Source organism: Shewanella sp. 4t3-1-2LB, assembly GCF_017368415.1.
Classification (GTDB): Bacteria; Pseudomonadota; Gammaproteobacteria; order Enterobacterales; family Shewanellaceae; genus Shewanella; species Shewanella fodinae.
Genome location: NZ_JAFNJD010000020.1, coordinates 21,986 through 36,724 on the forward strand (window position 1 = coordinate 21,986; position 14,739 = coordinate 36,724).

10 protein-coding genes are annotated in these 14,739 nt (G+C 49.3%); 5 read left to right on the forward strand and 5 right to left on the reverse strand.

Going from position 1 to position 14,739, the window contains the following annotated elements:
• The first annotated feature begins 57 nt into the window (after positions 1 to 57).
• Together J3L11_RS09015 and J3L11_RS09020 are read left to right on the forward strand one after the other, a co-directional pair.
• The gene (locus tag J3L11_RS09015; RefSeq protein ID WP_207570798.1) at positions 58 to 1,134 is read left to right on the forward strand and encodes an efflux RND transporter periplasmic adaptor subunit; all 1,077 of its coding nucleotides are present in this window, start codon (positions 58 to 60) and stop codon (positions 1,132 to 1,134) included.
• Positions 1,134 to 4,211, forward strand: a complete 3,078-nt coding sequence (locus tag J3L11_RS09020; RefSeq protein ID WP_207570799.1) for an efflux RND transporter permease subunit — start codon at positions 1,134 to 1,136, stop codon at positions 4,209 to 4,211. The genes J3L11_RS09015 and J3L11_RS09020 overlap by 1 nt, the downstream gene beginning before the upstream one ends.
• Positions 4,212 to 4,529: 318 nt before the next feature.
• Here the strand turns inward: J3L11_RS09020 and J3L11_RS09025 are convergent, their stop codons facing one another.
• Both J3L11_RS09025 and J3L11_RS09030 read right to left on the reverse strand, forming a co-directional pair.
• Positions 4,530 to 7,661 (reverse strand): multidrug efflux RND transporter permease subunit, encoded by a 3,132-nt coding sequence (locus tag J3L11_RS09025; RefSeq protein ID WP_207570800.1) that lies wholly within the window; start codon positions 7,659 to 7,661, stop codon positions 4,530 to 4,532.
• Between the two features lie 15 nt (positions 7,662 to 7,676).
• Positions 7,677 to 8,834 (reverse strand): efflux RND transporter periplasmic adaptor subunit, encoded by a 1,158-nt coding sequence (locus J3L11_RS09030; RefSeq protein WP_207570801.1) that lies wholly within the window; start codon positions 8,832 to 8,834, stop codon positions 7,677 to 7,679.
• A 164-nt stretch (positions 8,835 to 8,998) separates the two neighbouring features.
• Between J3L11_RS09030 and J3L11_RS09035 the strand changes: the two genes are divergently transcribed.
• The 3 genes from J3L11_RS09035 (at position 8,999) to J3L11_RS09045 (ending at position 11,528) form a co-directional block, all read left to right on the forward strand.
• Positions 8,999 to 9,727, forward strand: coding sequence for a response regulator (locus J3L11_RS09035; RefSeq protein ID WP_133038373.1), 729 nt, complete (start codon positions 8,999 to 9,001; stop codon positions 9,725 to 9,727).
• Positions 9,724 to 10,791 carry an ATP-binding protein gene (locus tag J3L11_RS09040; RefSeq protein WP_207570802.1) on the forward strand — a complete coding sequence of 356 codons (1,068 nt, stop codon included), beginning with the start codon at positions 9,724 to 9,726 and terminating at the stop codon, positions 10,789 to 10,791. Before J3L11_RS09035 ends, J3L11_RS09040 begins: the two co-directional genes overlap by 4 nt.
• 281 nt (positions 10,792 to 11,072) lie before the next feature.
• Entirely contained in the window at positions 11,073 to 11,528 is a 456-nt protein-coding gene (locus J3L11_RS09045) for a hypothetical protein (protein ID WP_242695169.1), read from the forward strand.
• A 58-nt stretch (positions 11,529 to 11,586) separates the two neighbouring features.
• On the opposite strand, the gene J3L11_RS09050 is transcribed toward J3L11_RS09045, so the two are convergent.
• Genes J3L11_RS09050 through J3L11_RS09060 form a run of 3 tightly spaced genes read right to left on the reverse strand, consistent with a single transcriptional unit; the run spans position 11,587 to position 14,661 of the window.
• Positions 11,587 to 12,600 (reverse strand): SDR family NAD(P)-dependent oxidoreductase, encoded by a 1,014-nt coding sequence (locus J3L11_RS09050; protein ID WP_207570803.1) that lies wholly within the window; start codon positions 12,598 to 12,600, stop codon positions 11,587 to 11,589.
• A 47-nt stretch (positions 12,601 to 12,647) separates the two neighbouring features.
• Positions 12,648 to 13,583: an alpha/beta hydrolase gene (locus J3L11_RS09055; protein ID WP_207570804.1), complete on the reverse strand. Its 936-nt coding sequence runs from the start codon at positions 13,581 to 13,583 to the stop codon at positions 12,648 to 12,650.
• A 10-nt stretch (positions 13,584 to 13,593) separates the two neighbouring features.
• Positions 13,594 to 14,661, reverse strand: coding sequence for an aldo/keto reductase (locus J3L11_RS09060; protein ID WP_133038369.1), 1,068 nt, complete (start codon positions 14,659 to 14,661; stop codon positions 13,594 to 13,596).
• Positions 14,662 to 14,739 lie beyond the last annotated feature (78 nt).

A 14,739-nucleotide genomic window follows, 5' to 3' on the forward strand; every position in this document is an offset into this window, starting at 1 on the left:
ACCCCGTGCCAGAGCTGTTTAATAAACAATTACAATAAGTTAATTAACACTTGTGGTATGAGCCTTCGCTGGCTTGGGGTCGGGTTGTTGCTGGCCGCGTTGGGTGGTTGCGATGATGCCGGCCAGAGTGCTGCGCTGCAGCCTATTCGGCCAGTGAAAACGGTCGTGGTGAAAGCTGTTGAAACCACCCCGAAAATCACTCAGGTCGGCGATATCGAAGCCTATCAACAAACTTCGCTGGGTTTCAGAATTGCCGGGCGAGTGCTTGAGCGGCGGGTTGACGTGGGCACAAGCGTGCATCAGGGCGATATTTTGGCAACGTTGGACCCCAGCAATGCTAGCAATGCTCTGAAACAGGCCAAGGCGGAACTGGAAAGTGCCAAATCCGCTGAAACACTGGCCAAGCGCAACCTTGAGCGTATGAAAAACCTGCTGCCCGATGGTGCTATTTCCCAGTCTTATTACGATCAGTCACTTTCTGACTGGCAAACGGCTAAATCCCGTCTCGATCATGCCCAGGCCGCAATGAGCGATGCTCAGGATAACCTACAGTTTACCCAACTGCGGGCGCCACTGGATGGCGTGATTAGTGAAACCAATGCCAATGCAGGGCAGGTGGTCAATGCTGGTCAACAGATCTTCAGTCTGGCCTACAATGGTCGCCTGGATGCTGTCTTTGAAGTCCCGGAACAGGTACTGCAGACAAAACTTGAAGATCCAAAAATTACGGTATCTTTACTGTCGGATCAGAGCGTACATGCCGCTGCAAAATTCCGAGATGTGACACCTCAAGCTGATCCCTATACCCGTACCTACCGAGTGCGGGTGACACTGGTTAATCCGCCTTCACAAATGAAACTGGGCGCTATCGTTCGAGGACAGCTTTTTCTAGCTCCGGTTAAACAGGTGGTTATCCCAAAACAAGCGTTGACCCGCCAGGAACAACAGCCTGCCGTCTATATCGTTAACCTTTTAACGGGAGAGTTGCGGTTACAGGCGATTCAGATTGCACGTTATAGTGATGACGCTATTTATGTTTCTTCAGGACTAACACTCGGGGACCACGTGGTAATAGCCGGAGTGGATAAATTGCGCCCAGGTCTGAAAGTGCGCTTGATGCAGGGAGCGTTGTGATGAGTTCGAATTCATCTGATAAACGATTTAACTTGTCGGCCTGGGCACTGGAAAACCAACAGATGGTTTCCTTCTTTATGCTCGTGGCCGTAGTGTTGGGTATTTTGAGTTTTCAACGACTTCCTCGTAATGAAGATCCAGTATTTACTATCAAAACTGCGGTTGTTTCTGCTCGCTGGCCTGGAGCAACTGTGGGAGAAACAACGCAATTATTAACAGATAAGATTGAAAAAAAATTACAGGAACTGCCACATCTAGATTACCTTCAAAGTTATACCCGGACTGGCGAATCGGTGGTTTTTGTCAATCTGAAGGACGATACGCCGCCGGAGCAAGTTGATCATATCTGGTATCTCATCCGCAAGAAGATGGATGACTTATCCCCATATCTACCCAGTGGAACATTGGGACCTTTTGTTAACGATGAATTTGCTGATACTTACGGGACAATTTATGCCTTTACTGCAGATGGCTTCAGCTCCAAAGAACTGCGCAGCCAGGTTGACGATGTCCGTTCGGCGTTAATGAGGGTACCGAATGTCAGCAAGATTGAGGTGCTGGGAGCCGAAGAACAGCAAGTGGTGTTGGCCATATCCTCCAAAAAGTTGGCTGGGTTTGGTTTTAATTTGCAACAAGTGATCCAGAGTATCCAAGCACAGAATACCGTGACCCCCGCTGGGATTATTCGTACAGGGGACGAACAGATTGCTGTAAAGGTGAGTGGAGCTTATCAGTCGATCGATAGTCTTCGTCATGTGATGCTACGAATTAATGATCAGTTTATACCTCTGCAAGATATCGCCACGATATATAGCCAAACGGAGCAACCACCAGCGGCGCAGTTTAGGGTGAATGGCAAAGCGGCTATCGGCCTAGCTATCTCTATGTCACCGGAAGGCAACATGTTGCAATTCGGTCAGAAACTGCAGACAGCAATGGATAGTATTGAGGCAAATCTGCCTTATGGCATAGAAGTAACCAAGATTGCTGATCAACCCGCAGTAGTTAAAAAGGCTGTTAGTGGTTTTGTCCATGTGTTGGTGGAAGCTATAGTGATTGTACTGGCTGTTTCTTTTATTTCGTTGGGAACTAGAGCCGGACTGGTCGTGGCGGTTTCTATTCCTATCGTCCTCGCAATGACTTTCACGGGAATGACTCTTGCTGGCATTGGCTTACAACGTATCTCACTCGGAGCCTTGATTATCTCACTGGGGTTGCTGGTGGACGATGCTATGATCACCATTGAAGCGATGGTAGCAAAACTGGAAGCTGGATGGCCGCGGCGTCAAGCAGCGGCATGGGCCTATCAGAATACGGCTTTCCCCATGCTGACAGGCACATTGGTAACTATGGCAGGGTTTATACCGGTTGGTTTTGCGGCTTCCAGCGCCGGGGAATATTGCTATTCGCTCTTCATTGTAGTGGTGATCTCGCTGGCCTGCTCGTGGATTGTAGCGGTTCTTTTTTCACCGCTTCTTGGGGTATGGTTGTTACCAAAGTCGCTCCAAGGGCACCATGAAACGGGCAAACTCAGTAGCTTTTATCAACGGCTACTTGTGAGCGTTCTGCAACATCGTTGGCAAACTATTGGATTATCTACAGTTTTATTATTGATTGCTGGAGTATTGTCGACCCAACTACATTCAGAATTTTTCCCGTCATCAGATCGTCCAGAACTGCTGGTTAGCCTGAGACTCCCAGCCAATACCGCGCAAGCTCAGACATTGGAGGAAGTGAAAAAATTTGAGAGACAATTGATTGATAACCCTAACGTTGATCACTTTTCCAGCTATGTCGGCTCTGGTGCGGTGCGTTTCTATCTGCCGATGGATATTCTGTTGAGTCAGGAAAATATCGCGCAGTTGGTGGTGGTGGCTAAAAATATCAGGCAGCGGGAGGCATTGCGTCAGCAGTTACAGGCGATGATGCAGCGGGATTTCAGCCAGTGGGTCACGCGGGTGTCACCGCTAGAACTCGGCCCACCAGTGGGTTGGCCGCTGCGTTATCGGGTCAGTGGCCCACAACTGGAGCAAGTACGTCAGTATGCCCAACAATTAGCAAATGTGGTTGCGACTCATCCCAGTACGCGCGATATCAACCTGACATCGGGAGAACCGCAACGGCTGCTGCGAGTGGTGGTTGATCAAACAGCGGCACGGGCTGTTGGTCTCAGCCGTCAGCAGATTTCCGAACAACTGGCCACACTGTTTTCTGGCCAGACAATTTCATCCTTACGCGAGGGAATACATCCCATCAGTATTGTGGTGAAAGGTGGGGTAAGTGAACAGCGAGACATTGAAGCGATTGAAAATCTGCAAATATCACTGGGCAAGGATCTAGTGGTGCCACTCAGACAGCTGGCAAAGGTGGAATATGCTATTACTGACCCCATTGTCTGGCGGCGCCAGTTAGAACCGTTTATTACAGTACAGACAGATATTGCAGCTGGGGTGACGACAGCTCAGGTATCTGCAGAGTTGTTATCAAAAATTAAGCAGTTTCGGCAACAGTTACCGTTTGGTTACGACGTAACAGAGGAAGGAGCGGTGGTGGAATCGACTAAAGGTAATATCTCAATTTATGAAGTTCTACCCGTGACCCTGATCGTGATGTTAACACTGTTGATGATACAGTTGCGGCGTTTTTCTAGGATGCTGCTGGCGCTGGTAATGGCACCCTTCGGGTTGATAGGTATTGTGGTGGCGATGCTGCCAACGGCAACTCCTTTGGGCTTTGTGGCTATGTTGGGCATTATTGCACTGGTCGGTATGATTATTCGAAATGCGGTGATCCTCATCGCCGAAGTCGATATTAATCTGGAAAAAGGCGAGGATATCTCGGGCGCCATTATGAAGGCGGCAACGCACCGAGCTAGGCCTATCCTGTTGACGGCACTGGCCGCGATATTGGGGATGTTGCCTATTGCGCGGCAGGTATTCTGGGGGCCGATGGCGTATGCCATTATCGGCGGTCTGATGGCGGCTACCATGATCACGCTGACGATGCTGCCAGCAGCGTTGAGTCTGGTACTGCATTGGGAGAGCCGTCCAAGATCCGAGGCTGGTTTGAGTGTGTAAAATAACGATGCTGTAACCGGGTGTCACTCGAGAGTAACTGTATGTTATTTATTAGCTAATCCCCGTGCTGTATACACAGCGCGGGGATTTTCAGCATTTTAGAAGTGGGACACCTAGGAAAGTGGGAAGTAAAAAATCGAATTTTTATTAATAAACTTGAAACTTGTTATTTTAAATTAACCTATTACTTATAAAAGTATTTGTTCTTACTTGGTTGCGACATTACAGGCTAATAGTAAGCTAGCCGTTGTTAGGGCTAGCTTACTATTGTTTAGTGGGAATTGTAGGAGTCTTAACTCCGTATACGGGTATTGGTGTTTATCCTTTGGCGGTTTTGGAATTATTACGCCATCCTAGCCAAATACCTAAGCGCTCCTGAGTACCGATGACAAAGACGAAAAAGGTCGGTACGAAGAAAATTGCCAGCAAAGTACCGCTGAGCATACCGCCGAAAACTCCGGTACCGATGGCATGCTGAACTTCCGCGCTAGCACCGCTGGCGAGCATCAGCGGTACTACTCCAAGGGTGAACGCTAGCGAGGTCATCAGGATCGGACGCAGACGCAAGCGCGCAGCGGTCACTGCGGCGTCGATCAGTGTGCGCCCCTCGGTGTGTAACTGGCGGGCGAACTCGACGATAAGGATGGCGTTTTTTGCTGATAAGCCAATGATAGTAATCATCCCCACCTTAAAGAACACATCGTTGGGCATGCCACGCAGCATAACAGCCGCTACTGCACCGAGTAGCCCCAGCGGTACCACCAGCATCACCGATAAAGGGATTGACCAGCTTTCGTAAAGTGCCGCGAGCACTAAAAATACCACTAGGGAGGACAGCAACATCAGCAGTGGTGCTTGCGCCGCTGACTGGCGCTCCTGCAATGATGCGCCAGTCCAGGCTATCGCAAAACCTTGTGGTAACTGCGTCACTAGGCGTTCCATCTCGGCCATTGCCGTACCGCTGGAAACGCCTTGCGCGGCACCTCCAGAAATACGCACGGCCGGAAAGCCTTGGAAGCGCATCATCTGTTGCGGCGATTCACTCCATTTCGGCGTCACGACTTCACGTAGTGGTACCATGCCTCCGCTGGCATTGCGCACTCGTAGGCCGAGTACATCGTCAAGTTGCATCCGTGCAGATGCCTCAGCCTGTAGAATGACTTGCTGCATACGTCCAGCATTAGGGAAATCATTGACATACAATGATCCCATGGCTGCCGAAAGCGTACTACTTACCGCAGAAAAAGACAGACCCATAGCTTCGGCTTTTGACCGATCAATCTCTAGGTTAATGCTCTCACCGGGGGGGAGGCCATCCTGGTAGACATCGCTAACCACCTTGCTCTGAGCGGCTAGTGCCAGCAACTGTGCTTGTGCCGCCAACAGCGCTGCTTCGCCGCGGTTGGCTCGATCCTGTAGAAACAGAGTGAAACCGGAAGAGGTGCCGAGCTCGTCAATGGCCGGAGGCATCATAGTCATCACGGTTCCTTCGACATTTTTTGCCATAGCCTGCTGCACCAGCGCGGCTTCTTCGGCCGCTGTGGCACCATTACGCTTATCCCAGTCTTTGAGCATAGTGAAAGCCATGGCGGAGTTTGGACCAGAACCCGCAAAGCTGAAGCCCAGTACTACCATGTTGGCATCCAGTGCTGGGCGTGATGCGACGTGCGCTTCATAGGCTTTGACCACCGCCAGCGTACGTTCGCTCGTTGCACCCGTCGGTAATTGGATGGAGGTCATGAAATAGCCTTGATCTTCTTCGGGTAAGAAGGACGATGGTAATTCCCTAACAGCGATGACCAGTATTATGCAGAGTACAGCAAATGCCGCCATCATCCGCCCGCTACGCTCGATCAGGTATACCACCCGCGCGCTGTAACGTACCGTGAGGCGTTCGAAGGCGCGGTTGAAAGCACCGAAAAAGCCGCTTTTGTGGTGGTGACTGGTATTGACTGGACGCAACAGCGTGGCGCACAGGGCTGGCGTTAAGGTTAGGGCTAGAAAGGCTGAAAATAGGATCGATACCGCCATCGACAACGTAAATTGTTGGTATATCACCCCCACCGAGCCAGTGCCGAAGGCCATAGGAAGAAATACCGCAGTTAGCACTAGGGTTATACCGATCACTGCGCCAGTAATTTCTTTCATCGCCAGTTTGGTCGCCTCCTTCGGTGACAACCCTCTGGTGGCCATCAGTCGTTCGACGTTTTCCACCACTACAATGGCGTCGTCAACAATAATACCAATAGCCAGTACCATGCCAAACATGGTCAAAGAGTTGATAGAGAAGCCAGCCAGCAACATCACCGCAAAAGTACCGAGCAATGCTATGGGGGCAACGATAGTCGGGATCAGTGTATAGCGCAGGTTTTGCAGGAACAGGAACATGACTATAAACACCAGTATCATGGCTTCAAACAGAGTGTAAATCACCTTCTCTATAGACACTTTAACGAAAGGGGCTGTATCGAATGGCACCGAGTAGCTCATGCCAACGGGCATACTTGGTGCCAGTTCGGCCAAACGCTCTCGTACTGCTGAGGCGGTGCGTACGGCGTTGGCACCAGGCGAGAGCTGGATAGCGGCACTGGTTGCTGCTACACCATTCTCTCGGTTGGAAAAACCATAGGACTGAGCTCCCAACTCGACCCGAGCGACATCACCCAACACTAATTTTGCGCCATCGGCACTGGCGCGTAGCGCGATAGCAGCGAACTCTTCAGGTGTTTTCAGTTGTCCTTGCACCGTCAAGGGAACAGTTACGCGTTGACCAGGTAAGGCAGGCTCATCACCAAGTCGTCCTGGGGCAATTTGTGCATTCTGCTGTTCAATAGCCACAGCAAGATCATTCATTGTCAGGCCATAAGCGGTGAGTTTATTAGGATCGACCCAGATGCGCATGGCCTGCTCTGCACCAAATAATTGTACGCGCCCTACACCGTCAATTCGGCGCAACTCCTCGACAATATTGCGTGCCAAGTAATCATTTAACGCCACTTCGTCGAATAGACCATTAGGCGAAGTCATACCGACCATCATTAGAAAGCTAGAGGCGGCCGACTCAACCTGCAAACCACTCTGCCGTACCACCTGAGGTAAGCGCGGTTCGACAGATTTAATACGATTTTGTACGTCAACTTGGGCTAATTCCGCATCAGTGCCCGGTTTGAAAGTGGCAGTGATTTGTGCACTCCCCGAACTGTCTACAGATGACTCGAAGTACAGTAGGTTCTTTACTCCCGACAGTTCGCGCTCGACTAGGCTTATTACTGAGTCGTTGAGCGTCTGTGGTGTAGCTCCTGGATAAGCGGCGTAAATGGTTACCGATACGGGGGCGACAGAAGGGTAGCGAGAGATCGGTAATTGCGGAATGGATATAATGCCAATGAGCACGATAAATAGGGCGATCACCCAAGCAAATACTGGGCGGTTTATAAAAAACTGGGGCATGGTGACTTCTCCAGTTTAGTGTATGTCGGCACTAAACTGCTGATGATTTACAGTGGGTTGCCAAGGTCTGGCAATGACTTGCACAGCAGGACTCAGACGCTCGATGCCTTCAATGACTATCTGTTGTCCGGCGCTTAACCCGGATACCACTCGATAACGGTTTGCCACTAGCTCATCGACCTTAATTGCCATGGGCTGTACTTTGTTTTCCTTATCAAGTACCCATACTTGAGTTTGGCCAGCCTTGTGGGTGATGGCTTGCTGAGGCACTCTCAGTGTGGAATGATAGAAAACTCGCGGGATCCGAGCTTTTACAAAAAGACCGGGTAACAGGCGATGTTGCGGATTATCTACCAGTACACGCAGCAGCACATCGCCGGTACCTGCATCTACCTCAACGCCGGAAAATAAGATACGCCCCTGTATGCCAAGAGGCTCACCGCTGCTGTTTAGGATCTCCACTGCTAGTTCCTGGACTCCTGAGCTTGTATGCTGACGCATAGTATCTAACATTGATGCAGGTAGACGAACGTCGACATACACTTGATTGATTTGTTGGATCCTCGCCATAGGGTTAGTATCAGTCGGTGAGACCAATGCGCCTTCGCTCACTAAGGCTTGATCAATACGTCCAGAGATCGGTGCCTCAATGCTGGCGAATTGAAGATCTAACTTGCGCCGAGCCAGCATAGCTTTGGCTTGGGCAACATCGGCAGCCGCCTCATCACGCTGGGAGACAGCATTGTCATACATTTGTGGGCTAACAGCCTTGGTCTGTATTAAAGAGGCCAAACGATCGGCTTCCTGACGCGCGCGAGCTAATACGGCTTCTGTACGTTGTAAAGCAGCCACAGCAATATCAACATCAGCTTTAAATGGAGCAGGATTTATTTGGAACAGAACCGTGCCAGATTTTACCTCCGTTCCCTGTTCGAATAGACGACTTTGAACTATTCCGCTAATTTGTGCACGGATCTCAGCACTACGAACAGCCGCTACGCGACCAGGTAGATCTTCAGTCACCAACAGTTCTTGGTTTTCCAGTGTCATCACTGACACCTGAATTGGAGCTGATATATCTTCATCCTGCTCCGTTGAATCACAACCTGCCAATCCGACCACGGCAATTACTACGGTTAACACAAAGCTTAAGTGCCGTTGTTTGATGAACATCTTTACACTCCTCAATATACAGCGCTCTTCCTCAAGGCGTTTTATCAAACGCTGAAGAACTGATGCTGAATTATGACGAGTCGCTATTGCGAATTATTTGAGGCTTTGTGGAGAATGTATGGAGGGAGTGATAATGTTCAACAATTTTAGCGCTGGAGCTTTTCATGTCCAATTTTAGTACACGCCTAAGCCCGATGACTTCGGCTCTGGTGTTGGTTGTTGAGGATGAAGCTGAGATTGCCGAGATCCTTATCGCCTATTTACAGCGAAGTGGGCTGCGTACCCAACTCGCTATGGATGGCATTCAAGCATTATCCATGCACCAAAAAGTTAAGCCAGATCTGTTGTTGCTTGATGTGCAAATGCCGAATCTGGATGGGTGGAATGTACTGAATGAAATTCGTTCCCGAGGTGATACGCCAGTGATAATGCTCACCGCGCTTGATCAGGATATAGATAAATTGATGGGATTACGGCTCGGTGCAGACGACTATGTGGTTAAACCATTCAATCCAGCGGAAGTGGTTGCTAGGGTACAGGCGGTACTGCGACGAGCTCGGACTAACACACTTGGCAGTACTCAAGTACTGCGCGTTGGCCAGTTCCAAATAGACTTAGACAGTCACGAGGCCAGCGTGAACTTGAAAGATCAGCAGCAAATACTCGATCTGACACTCACTGAATTTAAACTGTTAGCTTGTCTGATGCGTGCGCCTAAGCGTGTTTTCAGCCGTGAGGAGTTGTTGGTTAATTGTTTGCCTGAAGGGGATACCCAAGAACGTACCGTTGATAGTCATATCAGTAAACTGCGTAAAAAACTTGAATCCTTTGATATTCAAGGCGTACCGCTTAGTGTTTGGGGGGTTGGCTATCGCTTTGGTGGTGATATATGAAGCAAGTACTGGGGTTACGCAGACAAATCATACAATCCTTAGCGATAATGACGTTAGGTATTATTTTCTTGTCGGTTTTCGGATCCTACGTATTCTATGCCATCGCGGTTGCCTACCTGCCAGGCAGTATATCCGAAACCTGGATGCCCTCACGGGTGGAGCTGATCTGGATAGTTTGCACTATTGTTGCCGCATTGGGGATGGCGCTATTTGTTGCCATTCGTCTGTCACGGCGAATCCTTACTCCTTTGAACTTAGTGGCGCATAGCCTGCGCGAAGTTGCCCAGGGAAAGCTCAACGCTCGAGCGCGAATGGACACCAATGCGATAGGGGAGACAGCGCAACTGGTGCGTGATTTTAATGCGATGGCCGAGCGTCTGGAATATATAACCCGTGAGCGGGAGTTTTGGAATGCGGCAATTGCTCATGAACTCCGTACCCCTGTAACTATTCTACGAGGTCGGTTACAGGGCTTGGCGGAAGGTGTTTTTAGCCCCAGCAGCGAGCTTTTTGAGGGGCTGCTACGGCAGGTCGAAGGTCTTAATCGCCTAATCGAAGATTTGCGAGTACTGAGCCTCAATGACAGTGGTCACTTAGAGTTACAACGAGTTGAGGTTTGTTTAGCCGAGGAACTTTGTGCGGTAATGGAAACTTTCCTGGCAGCGTTAGACGCCAGAGGACTCGTGCTAAAACAGGAGCTCGATAAGACATTGTATGTTTGTTGTGATCCTATTCGCATACGTCAGGCTTTAATGGCGCTTTTAGAAAATGCCCGCCAGCACGCTGATCCTGGAACTTTGACTGTGTGTCTTTATAGTTCTGGCTCAAGTTGTTATCTAACGGTTGAAGATGAAGGCCCCGGCATTCCTGATGAAGCAGCAAACTACGTATTTGAGGCGTTTCGCCGAGTAGATCCTTCCCGCTCGCGAAAAAGTGGTGGCAGTGGGCTTGGTCTTGCCGTCGTTAAGGCGGTTATTGAAGCTCATGGTGGTCATGTCGTCTGCCAGCCGTCTGGCCGTGGAGGAACAATATTTGTGCTTTCTTGGCCGATTAGGCAGGTTTAAGGCACCATTAAATTATAATAAGGTAGTATGCCTAATCATTTCTCTGCGTCTGATTCAAGGTAGTAAAGGCTACATTGAGTAACTATGTTAAATAATCTATATAGTGCTAGCTCTATCCTTCAAGTTGATAATGTTCGTCGTCGAATCCGGGAACATACTGATATTACAGGGCATTATCATCGCTTTATGTGTCCTTGTCTGGTTGTGCAACAGGACCCCGTCATTAGGCTCAATATGAATCTCGGGCTTTGAATTTGGCGCGAGCCGGTAGCATCTATGATATGGTTCTGAGAGATTCCGAAGATAGTGTCCGCACCTATAGCAAAGGCATGTCGATTCCATCACTTGAACTCGCCAGTCCAACTTCATTTGATGCACCAGAAATTGATGGTCATCCCATGATTCTTTGGTCTGCTGAAAGTGTTGAGCATGGATGCGGTATTGGTCAATGTGTGATTGCTTACAACATTACGCCCCCTTATCTCTGGAAGACCCCGCTCTACATTAAAGATGGTGAGTCCGAAAGCTATAACATCGTCGCTAATCACCTGAAGAACTATTCTCGCTTTGTTTGCCGCCAGTCAGGCCCACAAGACTTTCCAGTTGAGAGCCGTCAGTGCTGCATTGCTATCGTGGATGGTGCACCTAACCATGTTGGTTCAGGATGGTCAATCTCTCCTGTATCAAGTTCCGAGACAGCAAGCGATGAAGTACCAAGACGACGGGTTTTCATATGACGATCTCCTTTGATAAACGATGATGGCAAGTGACAAGCACTATGCCATCACAACTTGGCTAGCACGGGATAGATACACCAGTGAGTTCTTCGCTTTTACGCCAAAGCTTATCAGCGGCATTTGGATCAATCGCATAGGCTTGGACGCCTGTGCCTCGATTGGTTCGATCTTCAGTAGCCAGATTGGGAGAGTCACTGTCAGGCAATACAGATGTGATATCAGCGTCAGCACAGAATACCCCTCCCTGACCTTTGAGTTGCGGACTGACTGCACACCAGACATGAGTCGCTGCTCCCTGTGATATAGACTTCAGATCACGGGCCAGATCAACAACAGGTCTGCCGTTCGCATCGATAAACCCGGTCTTCTTCAGCATTTCAACCCCAACATGAGTACCGAGATTTGTTCCCGCAATTCCCCCCGGATGAAGTGCAAAGGCACGGATGTCATAATCCTTACCTCGCCAGTCAAGACCTACCGCAAAGAGTATGTTGGCCGTCTTCGACTGACCATAGGCTTTGAAAGCATCGTAGTCACGGTGAACAAAATTAATGTCGTCAAAAACGACAGGCGAGAATCGGTGTCCAGCCGATGAAACTGATACCACTCGGGCACCACCTGCTCGCTTTAATGCTGGCCAGAGCCGAAGGGTTAACCGGAAATGGCCGAGATGGTTAGTAGAAAACTGAAGCTCATTACCTTGTGTGTCTCGCGTCAGTTCAGGCAGTGCCATTATCCCTGCATTGTTTATGAGTAGATGAAGCGGCAGACCTGTCTCTACAAAGTCTCGTGCAAAATTATCGATAGAGTCAGGATTAGTAAGATCCATTGGCTGGACTTCCATGCCGCCACCAACGTCGTTGATGGCTTTACGCGCACGCTCGACATTACGAGCAGGCACGATAACTCTGGCACCAGCGGAGGCGAGTGTACGAGCTGTTTCAAGCCCGAGGCCTGAGTAGCCTCCGGTGACAATAGCGACCTTTCCAACCAAGTTAACACCCTTGATGATGTCAACAGTTGTGGAAGCCCGACTATAACCTGAACCAATGGGTTCCTGAGGTGTATTCATTGTTATCCCTCCTATTCCTCATAAAAGCTGATTTAAAAATGAGTTCATCAGTGAATTGCATCCAAAAAGCCGATTAATGCGCTGTTTGTTTGCTCGGGTGCCTCAAGCTGAGGCCAGTGCCCTACGTCTGGCAACACAATAAATTCGCGTAAATCAGTAAGGACGTGCTGTAGTATTTCTGTCGTTACAGGGTGCAGCTTATTCAGTCCATCTGCTGCGCCAATCATAAAAAAAGAGGGGACCTGAATTCTGCATCCAGCAAAGGCCGACATCATGTCGAGAGAGGATTCCAATGCACGGTAGTAGTTCAGCGGACGATGAAATCCATTCTGTTCAAATTGGTCGATCATCAAGGCGAAATCGGTAGGTTCAACAAATCTTGGTCGCTTTATCGGCGCGGGTCTAAGCAGTCCTCGGTTGATATCCATAGGATGCCAGCGTTCTTCTTTTGGAGCCTCTGCTGACGTCCAATAGAAAGCCGCCGGGATCGTATTTTTGGCATCAACCCATTCATTGTCTGCGGCAGGACTCATTTGTCGAAACATGTAGAAATCGTGCTGTCCTTTTTCCCGTAAGTCAGATAGAAAATTCCCACCATCAAAATCAAATGGCGGCACACTCAAGCCAAAAACTGCTCGAAATCGATCAGGTCGGATAAGTGCGGCTGTCCAAGCTGCCACAGCCCCAAAATCATGGCCAACCAATATCGCTGTCTCGCAATTCATGTCATTAAGAATGGCGACAAGATCACCTACGATATTCAATGCTGTATATGCTGACGCTTCGTCTGGGCCACCACTCTCACCATACCCTCTCATGTCTAATGCGATAGCCCTATAGCCTGCATGGGCGACAGCGTTCATTTGCTGACGCCAGCTACGCCATGTGTCAGGAAATCCATGACAGAACAGCACCGCGGGTCCCTCACCACATTCAACAACGTGCAGCAATACACCATTTACAGCAATATGATGCTCTCTCATATGTCCCCCATCATTCAGAGAGCCGGTCTGGCGTTAGTACAGTTCGTCCATCAACTGTCGTACCAGGAAAAGCAAGCATTGGCGCCAAAGTTTCATTATTTTCAGCAGGGAAATTCAGCCTCGGTTTGGAAACTCCAGTTAACCTGCTGATCTGCTCGGAGGATAGCGTTACATCAAGAGAATCAAGATTAGCTTTGAGCTGATCAAGTCGCCTTGCACCAATAAGTGTCGAGGTCACACCAGTCTGCAAACGTACCCAGGCCAACGCGACAGATGCTGGACTGACGCCTATCTCCGATGCAACATCCACTACCGTTTCAATGATGTCATAGTCGGCTTCTGCCGGAACCCCGACCATATTGGTTCGCTTAGTATCAACCTGCTTTGTACCACCTCGTCTGAACTTACCACTTAAGAAACCACTCTTAAGTGGCGACCAAGGCATAATCCCCATTCCCATCTCTTGCGCCAGCGGGAACAATTCACCTTCACTCGTCCGCTCCAACAATGAATATTCGAGTTGCAGGGCAATGATTGGTGCCCAGCCCCGGAATTTTGCAATCGTCTGTGCCTCGGCAGTTTTCCAAGCTGGAATGTCCGAGAAACCGACGTAACGGATCTTGCCTGCGGTAACCAGATCATCAAGACCTCGTAATGTTTCTTCAATTGGTGCTGTGCGATCCCAGTTATGTAGCCAGTAGATATCAATGTAATCACTCTGAAGCCTGCTTAACGAAGCTTCACATTGTTGAATGAGTGCTTTACGCCCAGCACCACCGCCATTTGGATCACCGGGGAAAAGATTGCAATAGAACTTGGTACTGAGCACGATGCCATCACGTCTGACTCTGTTTCGAGTGAGATAATCACCGATGATTTGTTCGGCGTGACCAGCGGTATAAATGTTGGCGGTATCGATAAAGTTACCACCCCGATTACGATATTCATCAAGCATGGCAAACGATTCTTCTGGGCTTGCACCCCAACCGAAATCTTCACCAAAAGTCATAGTGCCCAGGCAATACGGGCTGACGCGCAAACCAGAACGACCGAGTGTTACGAAGTGATTAAGAGGCATGCTGTCTCTCCGAGACGAGTGAGTTATTGCATGATAGACTTGTGAATATGCACTAAGAATATTCATAAGTTCATTTTT

What these genes read in the sequence shown, in the direction of transcription:
- J3L11_RS09015 (WP_207570798.1), top strand. Translation starts at nt 58, where the DNA reads ATGAGCCTTCGCTGGCTTGGGGTCGGGTTGTTGCTGGCCGCGTTGGGT.
- J3L11_RS09020 (WP_207570799.1), top strand. Translation starts at nt 1,134, where the DNA reads ATGAGTTCGAATTCATCTGATAAACGATTTAACTTGTCGGCCTGGGCA.
- J3L11_RS09025 (WP_207570800.1), bottom strand. Translation starts at nt 7,661, where the DNA reads ATGCCCCAGTTTTTTATAAACCGCCCAGTATTTGCTTGGGTGATCGCC.
- J3L11_RS09030 (WP_207570801.1), bottom strand. Translation starts at nt 8,834, where the DNA reads ATGTTCATCAAACAACGGCACTTAAGCTTTGTGTTAACCGTAGTAATT.
- J3L11_RS09035 (WP_133038373.1), top strand. Translation starts at nt 8,999, where the DNA reads ATGTCCAATTTTAGTACACGCCTAAGCCCGATGACTTCGGCTCTGGTG.
- J3L11_RS09040 (WP_207570802.1), top strand. Translation starts at nt 9,724, where the DNA reads ATGAAGCAAGTACTGGGGTTACGCAGACAAATCATACAATCCTTAGCG.
- J3L11_RS09045 (WP_242695169.1), top strand. Translation starts at nt 11,073, where the DNA reads ATGGTTCTGAGAGATTCCGAAGATAGTGTCCGCACCTATAGCAAAGGC.
- J3L11_RS09050 (WP_207570803.1), bottom strand. Translation starts at nt 12,600, where the DNA reads ATGAATACACCTCAGGAACCCATTGGTTCAGGTTATAGTCGGGCTTCC.
- J3L11_RS09055 (WP_207570804.1), bottom strand. Translation starts at nt 13,583, where the DNA reads ATGAGAGAGCATCATATTGCTGTAAATGGTGTATTGCTGCACGTTGTT.
- J3L11_RS09060 (WP_133038369.1), bottom strand. Translation starts at nt 14,661, where the DNA reads ATGCCTCTTAATCACTTCGTAACACTCGGTCGTTCTGGTTTGCGCGTC.